19 protein-coding genes are annotated in these 21,257 nt (G+C 71.2%); 11 read left to right on the plus strand and 8 right to left on the minus strand.

Going from position 1 to position 21,257, the window contains the following annotated elements:
- Positions 1-29 precede the first annotated feature (29 nt).
- Together ACFOYY_RS00925 and ACFOYY_RS00930 are read left to right on the plus strand one after the other, a co-directional pair.
- Positions 30-281 (plus strand): type II toxin-antitoxin system Phd/YefM family antitoxin, encoded by a 252-nt coding sequence (locus ACFOYY_RS00925; protein WP_362773636.1) that lies wholly within the window; start codon positions 30-32, stop codon positions 279-281.
- Complete coding sequence (locus ACFOYY_RS00930) at positions 281-706, plus strand: type II toxin-antitoxin system VapC family toxin (RefSeq protein ID WP_362773639.1); 426 nt, start codon at positions 281-283, stop codon at positions 704-706. Before ACFOYY_RS00925 ends, ACFOYY_RS00930 begins: the two co-directional genes overlap by 1 nt.
- On the opposite strand, the gene ACFOYY_RS00935 is transcribed toward ACFOYY_RS00930, so the two are convergent.
- Positions 707-1,384, minus strand: coding sequence for a DUF427 domain-containing protein (locus ACFOYY_RS00935; RefSeq protein WP_352010554.1), 678 nt, complete (start codon positions 1,382-1,384; stop codon positions 707-709).
- A gap of 133 nt (positions 1,385-1,517) precedes the next feature.
- Here ACFOYY_RS00935 and ACFOYY_RS00940 point away from each other — a divergent pair, with 133 nt between their 5' ends.
- Positions 1,518-2,264: a hypothetical protein gene (locus ACFOYY_RS00940; RefSeq protein WP_386186861.1), complete on the plus strand. Its 747-nt coding sequence runs from the start codon at positions 1,518-1,520 to the stop codon at positions 2,262-2,264.
- A 4-nt stretch (positions 2,265-2,268) separates the two neighbouring features.
- On the opposite strand, the gene ACFOYY_RS00945 is transcribed toward ACFOYY_RS00940, so the two are convergent.
- Positions 2,269-3,438 (minus strand): MFS transporter, encoded by a 1,170-nt coding sequence (locus ACFOYY_RS00945; RefSeq protein ID WP_386186864.1) that lies wholly within the window; start codon positions 3,436-3,438, stop codon positions 2,269-2,271.
- Between the two features lie 45 nt (positions 3,439-3,483).
- Here ACFOYY_RS00945 and ACFOYY_RS00950 point away from each other — a divergent pair, with 45 nt between their 5' ends.
- The gene (locus ACFOYY_RS00950; protein ID WP_386186867.1) at positions 3,484-4,581 is read left to right on the plus strand and encodes an ROK family transcriptional regulator; all 1,098 of its coding nucleotides are present in this window, start codon (positions 3,484-3,486) and stop codon (positions 4,579-4,581) included.
- A 14-nt stretch (positions 4,582-4,595) separates the two neighbouring features.
- Here ACFOYY_RS00950 and ACFOYY_RS00955 read toward each other — a convergent pair whose 3' ends face one another.
- From ACFOYY_RS00955 to ACFOYY_RS00965, 3 genes are all read right to left on the minus strand, one after another.
- Positions 4,596-5,951, minus strand: a complete 1,356-nt coding sequence (locus tag ACFOYY_RS00955) for a DJ-1/PfpI family protein (protein WP_386186870.1) — start codon at positions 5,949-5,951, stop codon at positions 4,596-4,598.
- Positions 5,952-6,062: 111 nt separating this feature from the next.
- Positions 6,063-7,031, minus strand: coding sequence for a GlxA family transcriptional regulator (locus tag ACFOYY_RS00960; RefSeq protein WP_352010549.1), 969 nt, complete (start codon positions 7,029-7,031; stop codon positions 6,063-6,065).
- An 87-nt stretch (positions 7,032-7,118) separates the two neighbouring features.
- On the minus strand, positions 7,119-7,487 hold the full coding sequence (locus ACFOYY_RS00965) for an STAS domain-containing protein (RefSeq protein ID WP_352010548.1): 369 nt from the start codon (positions 7,485-7,487) through the stop codon (positions 7,119-7,121).
- Positions 7,488-7,733: 246 nt separating this feature from the next.
- On the opposite strand from ACFOYY_RS00965, the gene ACFOYY_RS00970 reads away from it, so the two are divergent.
- Positions 7,734-8,918: a hypothetical protein gene (locus tag ACFOYY_RS00970; RefSeq protein WP_362773667.1), complete on the plus strand. Its 1,185-nt coding sequence runs from the start codon at positions 7,734-7,736 to the stop codon at positions 8,916-8,918.
- A 304-nt stretch (positions 8,919-9,222) separates the two neighbouring features.
- On the opposite strand, the gene ACFOYY_RS00975 is transcribed toward ACFOYY_RS00970, so the two are convergent.
- Complete coding sequence (locus ACFOYY_RS00975) at positions 9,223-10,563, minus strand: APC family permease (RefSeq protein ID WP_352010546.1); 1,341 nt, start codon at positions 10,561-10,563, stop codon at positions 9,223-9,225.
- A gap of 132 nt (positions 10,564-10,695) precedes the next feature.
- Between ACFOYY_RS00975 and ACFOYY_RS00980 the strand changes: the two genes are divergently transcribed.
- A complete protein-coding gene (locus ACFOYY_RS00980) occupies positions 10,696-11,091 on the plus strand; it encodes a hypothetical protein (protein ID WP_352010545.1) in 396 nt (131 codons plus the stop codon).
- 839 nt (positions 11,092-11,930) lie between these two features.
- Here ACFOYY_RS00980 and ACFOYY_RS00985 read toward each other — a convergent pair.
- Entirely contained in the window at positions 11,931-13,046 is a 1,116-nt protein-coding gene (locus ACFOYY_RS00985; protein ID WP_386186875.1) for a glycosyltransferase family 4 protein, read from the minus strand.
- A gap of 630 nt (positions 13,047-13,676) precedes the next feature.
- Here ACFOYY_RS00985 and ACFOYY_RS00990 point away from each other — a divergent pair.
- Genes ACFOYY_RS00990 through ACFOYY_RS01000 form a run of 3 tightly spaced genes read left to right on the plus strand, consistent with a single transcriptional unit; the run spans position 13,677 to position 18,998 of the window.
- Entirely contained in the window at positions 13,677-14,468 is a 792-nt protein-coding gene (locus ACFOYY_RS00990) for a PIG-L deacetylase family protein (protein WP_362773676.1), read from the plus strand.
- A gap of 34 nt (positions 14,469-14,502) precedes the next feature.
- On the plus strand, positions 14,503-15,564 hold the full coding sequence (locus ACFOYY_RS00995; protein ID WP_362918581.1) for a lysylphosphatidylglycerol synthase transmembrane domain-containing protein: 1,062 nt from the start codon (positions 14,503-14,505) through the stop codon (positions 15,562-15,564).
- Between the two features lie 53 nt (positions 15,565-15,617).
- Positions 15,618-18,998, plus strand: a complete 3,381-nt coding sequence (locus ACFOYY_RS01000) for a BTAD domain-containing putative transcriptional regulator (RefSeq protein WP_386186880.1) — start codon at positions 15,618-15,620, stop codon at positions 18,996-18,998.
- Here ACFOYY_RS01000 and ACFOYY_RS01005 read toward each other — a convergent pair.
- Positions 18,988-19,530 (minus strand): hypothetical protein, encoded by a 543-nt coding sequence (locus ACFOYY_RS01005; protein ID WP_362918585.1) that lies wholly within the window; start codon positions 19,528-19,530, stop codon positions 18,988-18,990. The genes ACFOYY_RS01000 and ACFOYY_RS01005 overlap by 11 nt on opposite strands.
- Before the next feature lie 174 nt (positions 19,531-19,704).
- On the opposite strand from ACFOYY_RS01005, the gene ACFOYY_RS01010 reads away from it, so the two are divergent.
- Together ACFOYY_RS01010 and ACFOYY_RS01015 are read left to right on the plus strand one after the other, a co-directional pair.
- Positions 19,705-20,238: a DedA family protein gene (locus tag ACFOYY_RS01010; RefSeq protein WP_386186883.1), complete on the plus strand. Its 534-nt coding sequence runs from the start codon at positions 19,705-19,707 to the stop codon at positions 20,236-20,238.
- Between the two features lie 114 nt (positions 20,239-20,352).
- Positions 20,353-21,249, plus strand: coding sequence for a D-alanyl-D-alanine carboxypeptidase family protein (locus ACFOYY_RS01015; protein WP_386186886.1), 897 nt, complete (start codon positions 20,353-20,355; stop codon positions 21,247-21,249).
- The last annotated feature ends 8 nt before the right edge of the window (positions 21,250-21,257 follow it).

Raw genomic sequence — 21,257 nt, forward strand, 5'->3', positions numbered from 1 at the left:
CTGGACAGTCGATCCCGGCGGAGGCACCCATGGGCGGATGGCAACTCCAGGAGGCCAAGCAGCGTTTCAGCGAGGTCATCCGGCGTGCTCTGAGCGAAGGGCCTCAGACCGTCACCCGGCACGGGGAGGAGGTCGCCGTCGTCATCGACATCACCGAGTACCGTCGTCTCAGGGGCGAGACCCCCGACTTCGGACGCTTCCTGCTTTCGGCCCCCGACTGGGACGACGACGTCGAGTTCCCCCGTGACCGAGACCTTCCCCGAACGGTTCACCTCGACTGATGGGCACCGGGTACCTCCTCGACACGAACGTGGTCTCCGAGGCGCGCAAGCGGAACGGGAATCCCCTGGTCAGAGAGTGGATCGCCGCCACGCACGGCCCTGTCCTCCACCTCAGCAGCCTGACCGTCGGCGAGATCCGCCGCGGGGTCGAACTCCGCAGGCGCAGGGATCCCGCACAGGCCGCCGTGCTGGAACGCTGGCTCACCGAACTGCTGCGGCAGTTCGGTGACCGCATCGCCCCGATCACCCCCGAGGTCGCCGAGGAGTGGGGGCGGCTGAACGCCGTGCGGCCGATTCCCACGGCGGACGGGTTGATCGCCGCGACGGCCAGGGTGAACGGCTGGACGCTGGTCACCCGCAACGTCAAGGACTTCGAGGGGACGGGGGTCTCGCTCGTCGATCCGTTCGACCTGCCGCCCGCCTGATCAGGCGAACTTCGTCTTCGGGCGTTCCTGCAGGACGCCGTCCACGTAGACGTCCACCTTCTCGTCGTAGAACGCGACGAGCCCGGCGACACGTCCGCTCTCCTCAAGCGGGGTCCGGTAGGACCAGGCCAGGTCGGGCCGGCCGTTGACGCTCCAGTACTCCGCCACCCCCTTGTACGGGCAGCGGGTCACGGTCTCGGTGGGAACGAGAAGGTCGAGCCGGACGTCGGTCTTCGGCAGGTAGTAACGCGGCGGCAGGCCCGTCTCGAACAGGATCCTGGGGTGGTGGGAGTCGGCGACGACGACGCCGTCCACCTCGACACGCACGTGCCGCGAGGACGGCAGGACGTCGACCCGGGTGTAGGGGTCGCGGGGATGGACGTAGACCTCCTCGTCCTCCTCGAACCAGGCGTCGGCCGCCTCCCACTCGAACCGCACGTGGTCGCGCAGTTCCTCGATGGGCGATTCCGGATAGGCGAGGGCCGCGTCGGCGACTCCCGCCACGTCGTACAGCACCGCCTCGCCCCGGCTCGGCGAGTGCGCGCTCCCGCCGTTGGGCTCCAGCTCGACGGCGACGTCCCGCCGGGGGAAGTAGTAGGTCGGGTAGTAGGGCACCTCCCAGACCAGCAGTGCCCGGGTGGTGTCGGCGGCCACCCTGCCCCCGAAGAGGACCCGCACTCTCTTCGCGCTCCGCTCCACACGGACACGCCCACGTGTAACCGGTTCCATGCCACCGCCAACCCTGACCGTCTCGGGACTATTCCGGCACAGGTCTCGCACCGGTTTCCCCGCGTGGGATACACATGATCTTGTGCGCCGACTTCTCCTCCCCCTGGCCGCGCTGGCGCTCCTGCTGACGGGGTGCGGCGTGAACGACCCCGCACGGGCGGACTTCTGGGCGAAGGCCGGCACCCTGACCGAGACTCTGAAGGGCACCCGGTTCAAGGAGAGTGAGGATCTCGGCTTCCTCATCACCCGGCGGGAGGGTGTCGAGGTCCTGTCCGTCGCCGAGCGGACCCGGCGGGACCCGTTCCGTGCCGTGGTCAGGGTGACCGGCAAGGGAATGATCAAGGTCTGGGAGGGCAGGCGTGAGACGCTCCGTGCCGTTCCCGACGTCGTCGGCTGCTTCGAGGCCGTCGCCTCCGGCAACGCCTTTCCCGACTTCTTCGCGGACGTCTCCCTCAAGGAGGTCACATGCCCGGCCACCACTCCCCTCGGCTTCAGGGCCCACGCCAGGTTTCCTCCCCGGATGTATGAGCGGTTGCAGGAGACGCTCCCCGGCAGACCGGACCTGGCCAAGGTCCGGGAGGCCGTACAGCGGCTGGACCTGGACCCGCGGGTCGTCCGGGAGATCGCCGAGGGGGAGACGGAGAAGGGGAGGACGGTCGGGATCGCGCTCAGGGAGGGGCCCGACGGCGGCTGCATGTACGCGCGGGTCTGGCGGGGAGGATCGAAGGTCTGGGCGCCCTACCGGATCGTGCCCTACAGCGACGCCGGGGCCCAGACCTGCACGGCGACCGGAGCGATCAACGGCTACGCCGAGCGGGCGGCCCACTGAGAGCTCAGGCGCCCGCCTCCGTCCGGCCTCCCAGAGGGGCCCGGGGGCGTAGCGCGCCCGCGGTGGCGACGGTCGTCAGGACGATCACCGACAGCACGGCGAAGGTGACGGGAAGCGACGTCAGGTGGGCGACCCAGCCGGTCACCGCGGGGGCCAGCAGCCCCGACAGATAGGTGATCGTCGCCACCCCCGCGACGCCCTGGCTCGGCGCCGCGGTCGCCCTGCCTCCGGCGGCGAAGGTCAGCGGCACGATCACGGCTATTCCCAGGCCGAACAGCGCGAACCCGGCGACGCCCGGCAGCGGGTCGCGCGCCGCGACGATGACCGTCCCTCCCGCGACCGCGAGCAGGCCACCGGCCCGTACGGTGGCGACCGGCCCGAGGCGCTGGACGATCAGATCTCCCAGCAGCCTGGTCACGGCCATGGCCAGGGCGAAGGTCGCGTAGGCCGCGGCGGCCATGCCCGGCCCCGCCCCGGTGACGTCCGTGACGTAGACGGCCGACCAGTTCATGCTCGCCCCCTCGGCGAAGGTCGCGCAGAACCCGACCGCGCCGATCGCCAGGATGGCCCGCGAGGGTACGGCGAAGCGGGGCGGTGCCTGCTCGCCCGGCTCAGGGCGGACGTCCGGCAGGCCGCGGCTCGCCACGAAACCGACGACCAGCAGGACGAGCGCGACGGCGCCGTGGTGCAGGCGCGCGTCGATCCCGGCCTGGGCGGCGACGACCCCGATCCCGGCGCCGGCCAGGCTGCCCACACTCCACATGCCGTGCAGCCCCGACATGATCGAACGTCCCAGGCGCCGCTCGATGATCACCCCCTGGGCGTTCATGGTGACGTCGCACGTGCCCGCCGCCGCGCCGTACGCCAGGAAGATCGCGCACAACCAGACGAACCCGGGGGCCTGGGAGGGGATCGCGAGGGCGACGCACCACAGGGCGAGCAGGATCCTCGTGGCGGCGCGCCCGCCGATGCGGTGGACGAGACGGCCGGCCATCGGCATCGCCACGAAAGCCCCCACCGCAGGACAGAACAGGGCGATCCCCAGTGCGGCGGGATCGAGACTCAGATGGTCTTGCAGCCACGGGACGCGGGTCGCCATGCTTCCCGCTACCGCCCCGTGGACGGCGAACACCGCCGCGACCGCGATGCGGGCGCGTTGATTGTCGTTGCGCATGGTGTGAGAAACTAACAGGCAGGCTTCCTGATTAAAAGGGGATAAATGAGGACCGCGACTCCGCAGATGGCCAGGGCGATCAACGACCGCCTCGCCCTGGACCTGCTGCTCGAACACGGAACGCTGACCGCCCCGCAGCTACGGGCGCTCACCGGGCTGTCCCGCCCGACCGTGTCCGACCTCATCGAACGCCTGCAGACCAACGGGCTCATCGAGGTCGTCGGCAAGAGCGGTGACGAACGCCGGGGGCCGAACGCCCGCCTGTACGGCATCGTGGCCGGCCGTGCCCACGTGGCCGGAGCCGACATACGGCGTGACACGGTCACCGTGACCGTCTCCGACATCACCGGAAGCCCGGTCGGCTCGGCGAGCCGCGAGATCGGCCCCGGGAACGGAGCCCTGATCGCCTCGCCCACCTACCCCCAGCACGCCAGGGCGGCCACCCCCCTGGCCGGGGTCATCGCCGACGCCGTCGCCGAGGCGGCCGGTTCCCGGAGCCTGCACGCCGTCGTCCTCGGCGTGCCGGGGATGGTCGATCCGCACAGCGGCGAACTGGCCGTGGACAACGGCGTGCCCGGCTGGCAGCCGCACCTGCTCCAGACGTTGCGCCGCAGGATCGACGCGCGGATCGACCTGGAGAACGACGTCAACCTCGCCGCCGTCGCCGAGCACCGCGCCGGTTCCGCGCAGGGACGCGAGGACTTCGTGCTGCTCTGGCTCGACGACGCCGTGGGCGCGGCGGTCACCCTCGGCGGGAGGCTGCGCAGGGGCGCCTCGGGTGGCGCGGGTGAGATCACGCCGCTCGGCTTCCCCGAGGGTTCCTTCTGCGACCTGCTGGACGCCAAGGCCGCCGCCGGGCTCGACCAGGACACCCTGGCCGCCAGGATCGCCCGGATGGCCTTCACCGCGGTCGCCGTCCTCGACCCGGGACTCGTGGTCCTCGGCGGGGAGACGGGCCGCTCCGGCGGTGAGGAACTGGCCGCGCGGGTCGGCGAGCACCTCGACACGCTCTCGCCGGTCCCCACCCAGGTCCGCGCGGGCACCGTCGAGGGCAACGCGATCCTCAACGGCGCCCTGTTCACGGCACTGTCCATCGCCCAGCGGGACGTCTTCGGCGACGCCCCCGGCGACCCCCCGATGTGACGACCGCCCTCCGGTCAGGGCCCGGTACGGCGACGACGGAGAGAGCGGAAGGCAACCCAGATGACGAGCCCGGCGCCGAGGGCGGTCAGCAGGAACAACAGCGTCGGCCGCCACGACCAGGCGGGACCGGTCAACGCGAGGTGCTCGACGGGGTACTCGTTGTACTTCGCGGTCGCGCGGGCGGTGGCCACGTCGGTGTGGACGGCCAGGTCGCGCAGTACCGGGTCGAAGCCGGACTCGGCGGCGGCGCGCCCCGCGTGCGGCAGTTCGACGGCCAGCCCACGCCCGGCGGCCAGACGGGTGAGCGCGGGATCGACCTGCCCTGCCGCGCCGACCCCGGGGACGACCAGCCGGGAGAGGGCCGGCGCCGTACCGTCCGCCGGTTCGGCCACCAGGGTCACGCCGTGCCGGGTGGTGACCGCCGGGGTGCCCGCGAGCGCGACCGCGTGGGCCGCGAAGGAGCCTCCCGCGTAGACCTCGAACGCCGCGGCGACGTCGATCTCACCGGCCCCCGGGTTCAGCCCGATGCCGACGACCGGCCGGAACCAGGGGAAGGCCGCGTTGAGCGCGTAGGGCAGGTCCGCCAGAGCCGGCTCGTCGGCCGGGATCACGGTCGAGGCGCCGGGCGACCAGCCGGGATAACCGACCTCGGCGCCGACACGCCGGGCCTCGGCCTCCCCCGCCAGCAGTTCGACCAGCCGCAACGCGCCGACGACGCCGGAGGTCACACCCGCGGTCGTGGTGACCGGGCCGTCCTCGACGTAACGTCTGCCCTGAACCCAGCGGGTGTCCGGATAGTCACTCCGGAGAGCGCCGATGACCCCCCAGTGCGAGGTCGCGGCGCGTCCCCTGAGCAGGCCACCGGCCGCGACCAGCCGGGAGCCCGCGCAGACGCCCAGGATCCGGGCGCCCGCGGCGGCCCGACGGGCGATCCAGGCGCGCAGCGGCACCTCGGCCTCGCCCTCGGGGTCGACCACGGCCGGAACCACGACCACGTCGGGCACCGCGTCCCCGGTCTCCGCCTCCTCAAGCGTGCGGTCGGGCAGCAGGCGCAGGCCGCCGGACAACGGGACCGGCTCCCTGCGCGCGCCCACCGTGCGGACGAGGAACCGATCGGAGCGGGCGAAGACCTCGTACGGCCCGAGCACGTCGGTGGTCACCGACCCGCTCGTCCCGACCACGACCGCGACCTTGATCCGTCCCTGCGGCGTCTCTCCCGCCGGAGGCTTCCCGGGTACGGCTCGCGGGGCCCCCGGGTAGCTGTCCCGCATGGAGACCACGACCCCGGCCGCGCATGTTCCACCAACGAGAACACCCCAGATGGCGATGAAAAGGACTATCCGTACGAGCAGTCTGGCGCGTTGAGGCATGCGGAAGCTCCTGAGGTGTGAGGGGTCCCGGCCCGATCGGGAACCGGGAACGAGAAGAACGAGAACGCCGCGTGACGGCGGAAGGACGGGGAACGAGAAGAACCGGGACGGTCAGCCGGTTTCCCGCCGGAACTCCGAGGGCGGCCCGCCGTACCTGGCCTTGAACAGGCGGCGGAAGTGCCGTCCCTCGCGGAAGCCACACCGGACGGCCACGGCGTCGACCGGCAGGCTGGTCTCGCGCAGCAGGGACATGGCGCGTTCGAGCCGCAGCCGCTGCCGGTACTCCAGCGGGGTGATCCCGGTCGCCGCGGTGAAGGCCCGGCTGAGCCCCCGGGGGGACAGGTTCGCCACCTCGGCCAGTTCGGCCAGGGTGTGCGCGGCGTCGATGCTCCCCGCGAGATGGTCCTGCACCCGGTGGACGGCGGAGTCCAGGTGCGACCGGTGCCTCAGGAACTGGCTGATCTGCTCCCCCGCGCCGTCCCTGCGCAGGTAGACCACCAGTTCACGGGCGACGGCCGTGGTCAGGGCCGGGCCGTGGTCCCGCTCGACCAGCGAGAGCGCCAGATCGACCCCTGCCGAGACGCCCGCGCTGGTGCTGACCGGGCCGTCGTGGACGTAGAGCACCGCCTCCTGCACCCTCGCCGCCGGGTATCTGGCGCGCATCGCCTCGACCAGCGACCAGTGCGTGGTGCAGCGGCGCCCGTCCAGCAGGCCCGCCTCGCCCAGCGCCACCGCGCCGGTGCAGACCGACGCCAGCCGCGCCCCCGTGGCGGCCGCCGCACGCAGCCAGCCGACCACGGTCTCCGAGACGTACGGCTCGCGGTGCTCACGCAGCCTGGGGCCCGGGACCAGCACCAGATCACCGGCCGCGACCTGCGGCAGGGCGCCGAGCCCCGCGAGGCTCACCCCCTGGGCGGTCGCCACCCGCTCGGCGTCGGCGACGTGCTCGATCCGGTATCCCGCGCCGAGAAACGCGGCGGTGTCGAACACCTGCACCGGACCCGCCAGGTCGAGCAGGTTCACCTCGGGCAGCACCAGCACCACGACCCTGCCGGTACTTCCGGTCCCCTCATCAGCCACGACGCCGACGCTACCGGCCGTCACCCCGGCCCCGGCAGGGCCGTACGGGCCTCGCACCGGACGGATCAGGACACCGTGAACCTCCGGTCAGGCCGCCTCAAGGGCGTCGGCGACGGAGGGGAAGACCTCGAAGACCTGGGTCAGGCCCGCCAGGTTGAGCCTGCGGGCCAGGTTTCCCTGGACACCGGTGAGGATGAGCCGTACTCCCGCGAGCTGGCCCTGGTGACGGGCCTGGAGCAGTTCACCGATGCCGGAGGAGTCGCAGAACGTCAGAGCCGACAGGTCGAGGATGAGGGTCGGCGACTGCAGGAGCTCCCACGCCCTGCCGAGCTCCGCACGCAGCAACGGCGTGTGGTAGTGGTCCAGCTCCCCGCTCACCCGCACCACGAGCGTCGTACCGTGCAGCCCGGACGTGGCGCTGAAACTCGGCTCCGGCTCTTTTCCCGCGAACATCATCAACCTTCTGTACCGAACCTCTCCCAGCCGTGTAACTGTCTCACACGGAACGGGTCCCTCCGTGAGCCCGGCGGCCATGCCGCCGGACGCACCCCCCCTGTTGCCCCACCGTCCCGTCTGACGTGCCTCGTCCCCGGCCCAGGCGGCGGGGAACGCGTCCTCGCTCGCCCTGTCAGGGTGCCCAGGGCTGACAGGTCTATTCAGGATCGGCACCGTCCGGAGGGCACTCTGAGGGAGGATGCCCGCATGGGACATCTACGCTCTGTCACGCTCGTGCTCGCCGGGGTGACCCTGATGGCCTCCTGTGGCGCGCATCCCCCCGAGCCGTCCCCCACCGCGTCCCAGGCACCGCCGCCGAGCCGTACGGCACAGCGGAACCCGTCGCCGGTCTCCCCCGCCTGGAAGGCCGTCAGGCCCGCCCAGCTGGCGGCGAGCTCCGCGCTGCTCGACGTGGCGGCGGCCGGGCCGCGTGAGGTGTGGGCGGTCGGCTACCAGAGGGGCGCCGAGGACAGGGAGGGCACTCCCGCCGTGACCAGGTGGGACGGTGTGAGATGGCGCGAGGTCACCGGGCTGAACGATCACGACGTCAACCACCTGACGGGCGTCAGCGTGGCCGGTCCCCGGGATGTCTGGGTCGCGGGCAACGGGGTGAACGCGTTCGCCGCGCGCTGGGACGGGCGGCGCTGGACGGCGCGGCGGCCCTTCGGCGTCGCGGAGGACTACCGGCTGACGGACGTCGCCGCCACGGGCGGCACAGGGAGCACAGCGTGGTTCACCGGGAACGGCCCGTCCGGCGGGGTGCTGATCCGGTGGGACGGCACGGCCTTCCGCAACGTGCCCACCGGCGGCGGCACCTTCGAGGCGGTCACCGCCAGGCAGGGGCACGTCTGGGCGGTCGGAGCGGCCCAGGACGGCACACCGCTGGTCTGGCACGGCTCCCCCGACCGCTGGGAGCGGTCGCGGACACCCGCCATCCCCGGTGGCACGCTGCGGCGGGTCTGGCAGGTCTCCCCGTCCGACGTGTGGGCGGTCGGCGAGGTCGCGCCCGCCGGGGCCGTACGGGACGGAGCCCGGATCAGGCAGGGGCAGCCGCTGGTCCTGCACTGGGACGGGACCCGGTGGGCCAGGGCCGAGGTGCCGGTCGCCCGCGGTGCCCTGCAGGGCGTCACCGCCTCCGGTCCCGGCGAGGTGTGGATCAGCGGGGTGGACGCCGACCATCCGGGGCAGGCGCTCATGCTCCGCTTCGACGGCACGGCGTGGACACGCGAGTACGGCCCGCTCCTGCGTCCCCGCCGTCCCGACCAGCAGTACGAGGACAGTGACCACGTCACCAGGACGGGTGTCACCCGGGTGCCCGGTACGGCCACGCTGTGGGCGGTCGGCTCGGTCGGCGTCGGTGACGACGAGGACGATTTCGTCCTCAGACGCTGAGCCCGTTCCTTCCGACTTCAAGTTTTACCTGTCGCCTCGCCGTGATCTTCAGACCGGAGACCGGCGTGCACATCCCCTGCCCCATCGGGCTTCCCGGCCCGCCCGCGATCCGGAGAATGCTCCGTTTTCACTCTCCGGACGGCCCGAAACAAATTCGATCACCCATGGACACCCCAAATCGCCCTTGGAATGTCGTACTCTCTCCCAAACTCCAATAAAGAGGGAGTCTGACATGAAACGTATAAGAATCACCCAAAGGCCTCGGCCGCCACGTCAGCCCGTCTCTCTCGACCTGCGCACCCCCTCAGGACGAGCGCTCCCGTTCTGACAGGAACAACCTGTTGACGAACCAGAGCACCACCCCGACGACGAGCAGCAGACCCGCCCGCACGTAGACGTCGGCGCCGCGCCCCGTGATCGGCAGCGCGAGCACAAGGCAGACAACCGCGCCGAGCGCCGGCATCCAACTGGGCGCCCGGTAGTGGTCGTGGCCGACGGGATCCTTGCGCAGCACGAGCACGGCCACGTTGACCAGCGCGAAGACCAGCAACAGCAGCAGCACCGTCGTGTCGGCCAGATCGCCGACATCGCCGGTCGCGACCAGCACCGCCGCGATCGCGGTGGTGAACAGGACGGCCACCCAGGGCGTCGCCCTGGTCGAGTGCACCGAGGCGAAGACCTTCGGCACGATGCCCTCTCGGGCCATGCCGTACACCAGGCGTGAGGCCATGATCATGTTGATCAGCGCGGTGTTGCCGACCGCCAGCAGCGCGATCAGCGCGAACAGCTTGGGCGGGAACGCCAGGCCCGCGACCTTGACGACCTCAAGGAGCGGGCCCGTCGAACTGGTCAGGGTCTTGGCGTCCACCAGCATCGTCGCGGTGAACGCCACCGCCAGATAGATCAGCGCCGCGACCGCCAGACCACCGAAGAGCGCCCTGGGGTAGTCGCGCTGCGGATCCTTCGACTCCTCGGCCAGGTTGACCGAGTCCTCGAAGCCGAGCAACGCGTAGAAGGCGAGCGCCGTACCGCCGAGGACACCGAGGAAGGCGCCGTTCGCCGGATGGAACTCCAGGGCCCGGGCGGGCTCGCCCTCCCCGGACAGCAGCGCGTAGATCCCGATCACGATGATCACCACGAGCCCGAACGCCTCGATGACGGTCAGGACCACGTTGACCTTGATGGACTCGGAGATGCCCGCGAAGTTCACCAGCGTCACCAGCCCCAGGAAGACGAACGCCCCGGCCATCACCGGCAGGGTGACGAACTCCCCGAGGTACTTGCCGCCGAACGCGCGCGCCGCCGCGCTCGCCGAGGTGATCCCGCTCATCAGCACCGCGAAGGCCACGACGAAGGTCAGGAAGGGGATGTTGAACGCCTTGTTCGTGTACAGCGCGGCCCCGGCGGCCTGGGGATACTTCCCGACGAGTTCGGCGTAGGCCGTCGCGGTCAGCGCGGCCAGCACGAAGGCCACCAGGAACGGCAGCCACAGAGCGCCGCCGACATATCCGGCGACCTTCCCCACCAGGGCGTATATCCCCGCACCGAGGATGTCGCCGACCACGAAGAGCAACAGGACCCGGCGCCCGATCACCCGCTTGAGCGAGTGCTGGGCCGCGCCGGAATCGATCACCGCCTCAGCCATGCCGCGCTCCTACCCGCCCTCCGGCTGATCTCACCCACCGTCACTCGGGCACCACCTGTAAGCGTCATGAAAGTGCGCCGCAAGGAGATCCCCTACTGTTCTCTCTGTCACAAGAAGTAATGAAAGGCAGAAATGTTCTCCGTCCTCTCCTCCCGTCGTATCGCCGCCACCGTCGCGGGAGCCGCACTTCTCTCCTTCACCGCCGCCTGTGGCGGGTCCGGTAACGCCGAGTTCTGCGCCCAGGCGCCCTGGACCAAGGCCTTCACGGACTACACCACCGCCACCGCCAGCGCCGGCACCGACTTCAGCAAGTTCAACGACGCCAGCCAGAAGCTGTCGGCCGACCTGAAGGAACTCGCCGGCAAGACCGACGGAGACCTCGCCTCCGCGCTCAACGACCTCGCCAAGACCTGGGGTGACTTCAAGATCGACCCCAAGGACCTGGCCGGAGCCGGCGCCACCGTGCAGAACATGGCCAAGAGCGCCCAGGAAGCCACCGTCAAGCTGGGCAAGGCCTGCTCCTCCTGATCTGATTGACCTCTCCACCCCGTGCCTCCCGCTCCCAGGGAGGCACACCCGAGGGACACAGCGCCGCTCCGCCTGCGGGGGGCAGCGCGGGGCGGCGCTGTGTTCCTTTGCTCTGTGTCTCTTTGCTCCGCCTGACGGCGTCGCGGGCTTGGGCGCCCTGAGTCGGTGCTTTCCCTCGTCTCTTCGTCGCTTCGCTCCTGCGTTCCTCAGTCCAAGCACCGACGCGCCCAAGCCGAAACTCCTCACACTTGGCGCCGGTAAAGCACAAGATGTGCTGCTTTGCGGCTCCTTCGGCGGCGCGGGTTTGGGCGCTTCGAGTCGGCGTCTTCCCTCATCGTTCGTCCGTTACGCCACCTCGCTCCGCAGTCCAGATCCGAGGACGCGCCCAAACCGGCGCTCTCCACACTTGGCACCGGGGAAGCACAAAAGCCGAGTTCCTCGCGCTTGACGCCGGGAAAGACGGGGCGAACTCTTCGTTTCCAGTACCGGGCGCCCTGGGTTGAGGCGCGTTACGGGGACACCCACGCGGAGAACGACGCTCTGGTGTCGGACACCCGGGTTGGGACCGTTGAGAGATCGGCGTCCGAACCGATGGCTCTGGGGGCCGGGTGAGCCCGGGTCGGCGCCCAGGGCGTTTCCCCAGCCTGAGTTCGACCGGGCCGGGAACCCGAGCTCGGCCGGGCCGAGTTCATGCCGTGTCCTGTGAGCCCCCGCCGTCCGGTGAGGGCTTTGTCGTCCGGCAGGCTCCTGCCGACTGTGCGACGCGTGCCATAAACATGCATCGCGCGCCAGACAGTGAAGCCGATCCAGGGGGTTCTTTACCGGGTGTCAGCCCGTTGTCAGCCCCGCAGAGCACGGGCCTCGGCGTAGCACTGCTCGAAGCCCTCAAGCACGGCGGGCCACGAGCAGCGCACCGGTTCCGTCTCACGGTTGTGGGCCGCGATCGACTCGCGCAGACCGCGGTCGCGTACCAGCTTGGCCACCGAGGCGACCAGACCCTCGAAGCTCTCGCCGAGCAGTCCCTCCTTGCCGGGACGGACGAAGTCGGCCACTCCGCTCTGGGCCCGCGCCACCACCGGCACCCCGGCCACCCGGGCCTCAAGCGCCGCAAGTCCGAAGGACTCCCTGGGAGCGGGGGCGACGAAGACGTCGGCGGAGGCGAGCAGCTCACGGATTCGCTCACGGCTGTAGCGGCCGGGAAGCGAGACCCACTCCGTCATCTCGTTCACCCGCAGATAGCGCTCCATCTGGGAGCGCGCCGGGCCGTCACCCACGACGGTCGCCCGCATCCGCGTCTCGGCGGGCACCAGGGCGCGGGCCTCCTTGAGGAGCCTGAGCAATCTGACCGGCTGCTTGCGGGGTGCGAGCCGTCCGACCGCCACGACGTGCACGGGAGCGTCCTGATCGGCTTCGCCGCCGGAGCCGGGAACGGCCTGGCGCCAGGCCGAGACGTCCAGGCCGTTGGAGACCACGTGGACCGGCACCCTGCGCCCCGCGACCGAGCGGATCGGCCGGGCCGCGGCCTCACTCACCGCGGTGCCGACCAGCCCCCAGCGGTGCCATTCGAACAGCAGCCGCAGCCCCCGGTAGAGAGCACGGGTCACCGGATCCCACATGCTGTGCACGGTCACCACGACGGGCAGCCCCGCCCGTACGGCGGCGCGGACCCCCATCCAGGCGAACGGTGAGACCGCGCCCATGTGAACGTGCACCACGTCGGGCCGTCGTGCCTTCACCAGACGCAACAGGTGACCGACGCCGAACGGGTGAACAGGCAGGTCGAAGGGGAGTTTCGCAACGATCCGATACACGCCCCGCAGTGTCTCCCCCGGCGTCGCGGTCGCGACCTCGACCTCGTGGCCCGCCTCCCGCTCCATCCGGACCAGATCGGCCACCTGCACCTCTATCCCACCCAGACGCGGCAGGTAACAGTCACTGACGTGGAGGATCCTCACCGTGCCAGCCTAAAGCGTCCGCCCCACCCCACCCCGCGCCCCCGGGACCCCACGGAAGAACCCCCGTTCAGGCCACCGTCCGCCCACGCCCGCGACGACCCGGACCCCACGAACTCCCCAAGACCCCGCCGATGCCTCGGATCCCGTCACCCCCTCTAAGGTTTTGTCCGGGGGTACCGGTGCCACACGAGGGGTTACGGCTTGGGCGCGTCGGTGCTTGGACCGAGGAACGCAGGAGCGAAGCGACGCAGTGACAAGGGAAAAGACACCGACCCGAAGCGCCCAAGCCCCGCGACGTCGAAGGTGGCGCGGGACAACATGTCTTGTGCTTTCCCAGTGCCGTGTGTGAAGAGTGTCGGCTTGGGCGCGTCGGTGCTTGGACCGAGGAACGCAGGAGCGAAGCGACGCAGAGACGAGGGAAAGCACCGACCCGAAGCGCCCAAGCCCGCGACGCCGCCAGGCGGCGCAAAGAAACACAGCTTGGGCGCGTCGGTGCTTGGACTGAGGAGCGAAGGAGCGAAGCGGATGAGCGACGAGGGAAAGCGCCGACTCGAAAGCGCCCAAGCCCGCGACGCCGAAGGCGGCGCAAAGAGACACAGCGCCGCCAGGCGGAGCAAAAGAAACACAGCCGTGTTCTTCCATGCCCACCCCGACGACGAGGCCCTGCTGACCGCGGGGACCATGGCGATGCTCGCCGCCCAGGGGCACCGGGTGATCCTGGTCGTCGCGACCTCGGGGGAGCTCGGTCAGGCCGATCTCGGACCCGGTGAGGCCCTGGGGGCCGCCAGAATGGCCGAGCTGTACAGGTCGGCCGCCGCGCTCGGCTGCGCCAGGGTGGTGAACCTCGGCTACGGCGACTCGGGGCTGGCCCCGGACGGCGGCGTCGCCGAGGGGCGCGCGGGGAACGCCTTCATCGACGCCGACGTCGAGGAGGCCGCGGGGCGGCTGGCCGAGATCCTCACCGAGGAGGGGGCCGACCTGCTGACGACCTACGACCCGGCGGGGGGCTACGGGCATCCCGACCATGTTCAGGTGAACCGGGTGGGCGCGCGGGCTGCCGAGATCGCGGGCACCCCGATCGTGCTTGAGGCGACGGTCAACCGTGATCCGCTGCTGAAGGGGCTGCGTCTGATCAGCCGGTTCTTCCCGCAGCTCGACGTCCGTTCCTTCGAGCGGGCCTACTCCCCCGGGTCGGTGATCACCCATCGGGTCGGGGTACGGCGTTTCGCCCGGCAGAAGCGGGCGAGCATGGCGGCGCACGCCTCCCAGGCGACGGGGGCGGACACCCGGACGCTCGGGGTGATGCTGAAGGTGCCTCTGCCGCTCTACCGGCTCATCTTCGGCACCGAGTGGTACGTCCGCCGGGATCTGCCGCAGGGCGCCAGGCTGAGGCATCCGTTCGAAGCTCCTCCCAAAGGATGAGCCCCGGACCGGCACACTTGGTCGAGGGGGTTTCATGAAGAACAAGTGGGTTCAGATCGGACTGTCGGTCGTGTCGCTGGCACTGGCCGCGACGCTCGTGCGTTTCCTGCCGCAGATCGTCGAGGCGATGACCGGCAAGCACGTCTCGTGGTCGCAGATCGGCGCCCAGTTCTCCGGGTTGAGCTGGCAGACGATCGCGCTGATGGCCGTCGTCTGGCTGGCGAGCCTGCTGGCCTACACGTTCGTGCTGACGGCCTCCCTGCCCGGTCTGACCCACCTGCAGGCTCTCACGTTGAACGCGGCCGGCAGCGCGGTGAGCAATCTGCTGCCGTTCGGCGGCGCCGCCGGGGTCGCGATGACGATCGGGATGACCAAGGGGTGGGGTTTCCCGCTACGGCCCGTGGTGGTCTCGACGCTGGCCAGCGGCATCTGGAACACCCTGTTCCGGTTCATCCTGCCCGCGGTCGGCATCCTGGCGCTGCTGCTCAGCGGGCAGCGGCTCAGCCCGGCGGTGACCAGCGCGGGCTGGATCGGTGCGCTGTCCATCCTGGTGCTGGTCGTCGTGGTCGCCGCCGCGCTGTACTGGGACGCCGCCGCCGCGCTGCTCGGCCGGGTTCTCGACGCAGCCGCCCGGCTGCTTCCCCGCCGGTGGCGTCCGACGGGTCACGGCCCCTCCCACTCCCTCGACCGGTTGCGCGCCGACACCTCCGAGGTCGTACGGCACCGCTGGCCGGGACTCACCCTGGGCATGATCTTCTTCCTCGGCCTGCAGTGGCTGATCCTCGTCTGCTGTCTCCAGGCGACCGGCTCCTATCCGGGCCTGGCGCAGTCGATCGCGGTCTTCGCCCTGTCCAGGGTGCTGACCACCGCCGTCGTCACCCCGAGCGGGACCGGCATCATGGAGGCCGGGACCGTCGGCGCGCTGGTCTTCTTCGGGGCCCCGCTCGATTCGGCCACGGCCGCTGCGTTGCTTTTCGGCTTCTGGACCTACACTGTCGAAATCCCCTTCGGCGGCCTGGCACTCGGCGCGTGGGCGCTCCTGCGCAGGCGTGAGAGCACGGTCCAGGCCCCCGAGAAAGAGCCGATCAGCCGCTAGATTGGGAAAAACCTTGTGCGTGATTCGAAGGCCCGCATAGCGTGGCGGCTGACATGGCGGGTGAAATCGTAGCGTTCCGGGTCCTCGGCCCGGTCGAGGCGCACTCCGGTGACGACGAGCTCGATCTGGGCGGGTTACGCCAGCGTGCCGTCCTCGCCCGGCTTCTGGTGGCGCGGGGGCAGGTCGTCCCCGTTGACTCCCTGCTCTACGACCTGTGGGATGACGACGCGGCCAAGGGCGCGCAGTCGGGGTTGCAGGTCTACATCTCCCGGCTGCGGCGGGTCCTGGAACCCGGCCGTCCGCGTGGGGGGCCGAACCGGCTGCTGGTGACCGTCGCCTCGGGTTACGCGTTGCGTGTCGCGCCCGACCAGGTGGACGCGTTGCGGTTCGAGGCCATGGTCCGCGCCGCCGGTGAGCAGCTCGAAGGCGACGACCCCGCCTCGGCGCGGGCGCGTCTTGAGAAGGCGCTGGGGTTGTGGCGTGGCACGCCGTACTCCGACTTCGCCGACCAGCCGTGGGCGGAGGCGGAGGTGAACCGCCTGACCGAGCTGAGACTGGTGGCCCGTGAGCGGCACGCCGACAGCAGTCTGCGTCTGGGGCTGCCCGCGGAGGCCGTACCCGACCTGGAGGCGTTGACCGCCGAGCATCCGCTGCGTGAGGAGGGCTGGCGGCTGCTCGCCCTCGGCCTCTACCGGTGCGGACGGCAGGCCGACGCGCTGGCCGCGCTGCGCAGGGCGCGCACGATCCTCGCCGACGAGCTGGGCATCGACCCGGGCCCCGCGCTGCGCAAGCTTGAGTCGGACATCCTGGCCCAGGACCCCGGTCTCCAGCTCGCCGTCCCACCGGCGAGGCAGCGTACGGCGGTGCCCGCCGACACCTGGCCGCCCCGTCCGGCGGCGGCCCCCGCCGAACTGCCGCCCCTGGAGCCCGAGCCGTTCGTCGGGCGGGAGGCGGAGCTGAGCAGGCTGATGACCGCGGCGGCCAGGACGGGCCGTTTCACCGCGGCCGTGATCAGCGGTGACGCGGGCGCGGGCAAGACGATGCTGGTCCGCAGGCTCGCCAGGCAGCTCGCCGACGACGGCTGGGGCACCTCCTCGGGCGCGTGCCCCGACAGCAGCGCCACCCCGCCCGTCTGGGCGTGGGTGGAGATCCTGCGCACCCTGGTGGACGTCACCGGGGCGGGTGAGTACGCCCCGCTGCTGGCCCCGTTGCTGAACGACACCGCGGCCGAGCCCGACGAGGACCAGGCCTCCGGCGGGTTCCGGCTGCACCGGGCGGTCGGCGGTTACCTGGCGGCCGTCGCCAAGGAGCGGCCGATCCTGCTGACGCTGGAGGACCTGCACTGGGCCGACGACCAGACGCTCGCGCTGCTGCGGGCGCTGCCGAGCCTGCTGGCGACCAGCCGGGTGCTGCTCGTGGTGACCTGCAGGGACAGTGAGCTGAGCGACCAGCAGGCGGACGTGCTCGCCGCGCTGGCCAGGCTCGGTCCTGTGCGGGTCGGCCTGACGGGTCTGGACGCCGAGGCGGTCGCCGAGCTGGTCAAGGCCACCTGTGTGCGCGCGGTCGACGAGGACGCGGTCAACAGCATCGTCGAACGGACCGGCGGCAACCCGTTCTTCGTCCGTGAGACCGTACGCCTGCTGGACGCCGAGGCGGTGAGCGACCGCGCGACGGCGGCCGAGGTGATCTCCGGTGTGCCGTCCGGTGTCCGTGACGTGCTGCGGCGCCGGATCGCCAGGCTGCCCGCCACCGCCCAGCAGATCCTGTTGCAGGCGGCGGTGATCGGCCGTGACGTCGATGTGGACGTGCTGGTCGACGTCGCGGGTGACGAGGACGCGGTGGTCGACGCCGTCGAGGCGGCACTGCTGGCCGGGCTGGTCACTGAACCGGGCCCCGGCATGCTGCGTTTCGATCACGACCTGGTCCGGGACACCGTCTACTCGGACGCCTCCAGACTGCGCCGTTCCCGGCTGCACGCCGCCGTCGCCTCTGCGATCGAGCGCAGGCATCCCGGGGACGTGGCCGCGCTCGCCCACCACTACGACGCGGCGGGCACCGCGGAGACCGCGGCCAAGGCGGTGCGTTACGCGGGGCTGGCCGCCGAGCAGGCCGAACGGCGTTTCGCCCACCGTGAGGCGGCCTCGCTGTGGGAGAAGGCGATCGCCGCCTTCGACAGGTCCGGTGCCGCCTCGACTCCGGAGAGCACCCGTGAGCGTCTGCTGCTGACCCTGAACCTGATCAAGGCGCTGGCGTTGTGCGGGGACATGGCCGCGGCCCGCAGGCGGCGGCGCGAGGCGATGGACACCGCCCTGCCGCTGGGCAACCTGGAGCTGACCGCCAGGGTCGCCGCCTCCCTCGCCGTGCCGCACAAGGGCATGGCCCGTGACTTCACCCGTACGGCGTGGGAGATCGTGGACGTCGCCGAGCAGGCGCTGGTCGAGCTGCCCGCGGGTGAGCAGTCGCTGCGGGCGAGCCTGCTGGCCACCCTGGCGCTCGAACTTGAGGGGTCGGCGACCTCCAGGGGAGAGCAGGCCTCCCTTGAGGCGGAGGAGCTGGCCAGGCGCAGTGGTGATCCGGCGCTGCTGGCGACCGCGCTGAGCGGGCGGCTGCGTCAGTCGTACGGCATCACCCCCGTCGGGGAGCGCGAGGTCATCGGCAGGGAGCTGCTTGAGGTCGGCAAGACGACCGGCCAGGTCTCGGTCCAGGCCCTGGCGCATCTGGTGCTGATGGAGTGCGCCGCGGCCTCCGGCGCGTTCGCCGAGGCCGACGCGCACGTGGCCGCCTCCGAACGACTCGCCAGGCAGTACGGCCTGCCCGCCCCCGCCGCCGTGGGCGCGTGGTACGCCGGGCAGCGCCTGATGATCGCCGGTGACTTCTCGGGGGCGGCGCTCGCCTACCGGGACGCCGCGCGGCTGACCGCGAAGGCCGGCATGCTCGAAGGCCGCCAGGACCTTCCGCTGATCACCACCTTCTGCCTGCACCTGGTCAACGGCAGGGCCGCCGACATGGTCGAGCCGCTGGCCGAGGCCCATCAGCGGGGGGCCAAGTGGACTCTCGACGCCTACGCCGTGGCCCTGGCCTCGGCCGGGCACACACGGGACGCCAGGGCGGTCATCGCGGTCAAGACTCCGGTCCGCCCTGACTTCCTCTACGAGCTGGCGATGGTCTGGCGGGCGCTGGCCGGGATGCTGCTGGACGACCGGGAGCGGATGACCGAGGCCTACGACACGCTCAAGCCGTTCGCCGAGCGGATCGCGGGCGCGGGGACGGGTGTGGTCGCGTTGTGGCCGGTCTCGCTGACCCTGGGTGACCTGGCGCTCAGGCTGGGCTTCTCCGACGCGGTGCGCCCGCACTACGAGGACGCCCTGGCCGTCGCCCGGCGGGTCGGGGTGACCCGCTGGGTCGAGGCGGCGCAGCGTTCGCTCAGCAGCTGACGCGGAACCTGGCGCTGTGCGCGGTCGGACGGCCGGGGACGGAGAGCGTGACGCGGTACAGGCCGGGGTTGCCGGCGATCCTCGGCTGCCATTCGACGCTCTGACGCTCTCCGGTGAAGCCGGAGCCGCCGCTCAGGTAGGTGCGCCAGCCGCGGGATGACTCGCTCCAGCGCTGCAGGCGCCAGCCGTAGGTGACGGTTCTTTCCGGGTGCGGGTTGCCGATGACGCTGCGCGCCTCGTACGGCCTGTCGCACGGGCCGCCCTCGGTCGCCGGGGTGACGGTGACCGTGCCCTCCGCCAGGGTGGTCTCCGCCTGGACCTGTGCCGTGGTCTCCTGCATGGACTTGGACGACAACTCCACGGTCTCCACCGACGCGTCGTCCGCGCTGACCGCCCGCACCGTGGTCGCGGGGGTGCGCGGCACCTCGATCCCGGCGTAGGCTCCGACGAAGGCGAGCGTGGCGACCAGCAGTTTCACGACGCTCGCGGTTCCACTGGCCACCACCGGCGTGAGACTGCCTCGCGGACTCATGACTGTTCCCTCCCTGTTTCTGCCCCTTACTTGTAGCCCGGGATGGTTGATCTCCGCTTGACGTCCGGTTGCAGCGTCAACGGTGGCTGAACGGGCTCCCACCCGACCCCCTGGACAAGGTCAGGTAAGCCTGCCCTAATATCGGCATACGGCAGGGAAACCAGCGGGGCGGTGATGTTCACAATGCGGTCGTTCGCGGCAGGCATCCCCGACCCGACCTCGGCCTCCGTGCTGGGGATGCCCCTGTGGCTCTGGGTGCTCATCGGAGGGGTCGCGCTGTTCGGCGCCTTCCAGGCCTACTACTGGATCGGCAGGAAGCTCGGCCCGAGGCTCTACGCCACCCGGGTGGGCAGGCGGATCAGCCAGGACGGCATCCGCAAGGTCGAGAACGCCGTCAGCAGGTGGGGCGCGCTGGCCGTCTACGGCTGTTTCTGGGTTCCCGGCCTGCGGCACACGCTGCCCTGGGCCGCGGGGGTGCTGCGTGTCTCCTACCCGTGGTACGTCGTGGCCAGCGCCCTCGGCTGCCTGACCTGGGTCCCCATCGCGTCCTTCGGCCTGTACTCGCTGTTGTGGGGCTGGCTCAAGCTCGCGGCCGAGTCTCCGCTGCTCGCGGGCACGGCTCTTCTCGTGGCGGCCGTGGCGGTCACGCTGTTCGTGCGTCACCGCAGGAACGCGCGGCGGGCCAAGGAGGAAGTCACCGTCGGGTGACGCCGCGCCGTACGGCTTGTGTCACACCTCCGCGTGGTTTCTGCCACCATGTTCCCCATGCAAACCGGGGGAATTCGTCTTCTCGCCTGTACCGCTCTGGCCACCGTGACCACGGTGTCCGCTGTGACAACCGGGTTCGTCGTGCCCGCGCACGCCGCGCCGGTCGTGTCACAGGCCACGACGAGGACGGTCGCGGCCTCGACCGCTCCCGCGGTGGCCGCGAAGGTCGCCTACCTGCTCGACGTGACCACGGGCAAGCCGCTGTTCGCCAAGCAGGCCACCAAGCGGGTGCCGATCGCCAGCCTGACCAAGGTCATGACGGCCTACGTCGTGCTGCGCGAGGCCGGTCTCGACGACGTCGTGCGGATCAACGCCGACGACGTACGGCACGCCGCGACGAACGACGCGACCAGCGCCTCGCTGCGCGCCGGGGAACGCCTGACCGTCCGGGACCTGCTGCACGGGGTGATGCTCCCCTCGGGGGCGGACGCCTCCCACGCGCTGGCCCGCGTCTACGGTCCCGGCGAGAAGAAGTTCGTGGCCAAGATGAACGCCGCGGCCCGCTCGCTCGGCCTGACCGGCACCCGCTACACCAACACCGACGGGCTGCCCAAGCCGTCCGGCGGCTACTCGACCGCCCAGGACCAGGCCAAGCTGGCCCAGATCGCGCTGGGTGACCCGGTGCTGCTGGGCATCACCTCGACCAGGCGCTACACCGTGGCCGCCTCCAAGCTGCACCGGGCCCACACCTGGACCAACAGCAACAAGCTGCTCGGCAAGACGCCCGGCACGCTGGGTGTGAAGACGGGTTACACCCGCGCCGCGGGCTACTGCCTGTCGTTCGCCGCCGACCGGGACGGCCACCGGTTCGTCGGGGTGATTCTCGGCGACGCGAAGTCCGAGCGCCGTTTCCAGACCGCCAACCGGCTCCTGGACTGGGCCGGCGAGCAGGTCTCCGGCACGGGCGACGACCAGGGCGAGGACGGCGGGACCCTCAGCGGCGACGCCTAGGACCTGTT

The organism is Streptosporangium jomthongense (genome assembly GCF_042650425.1).
Lineage (GTDB): Bacteria > Actinomycetota > Actinomycetes > Streptosporangiales > Streptosporangiaceae > Streptosporangium.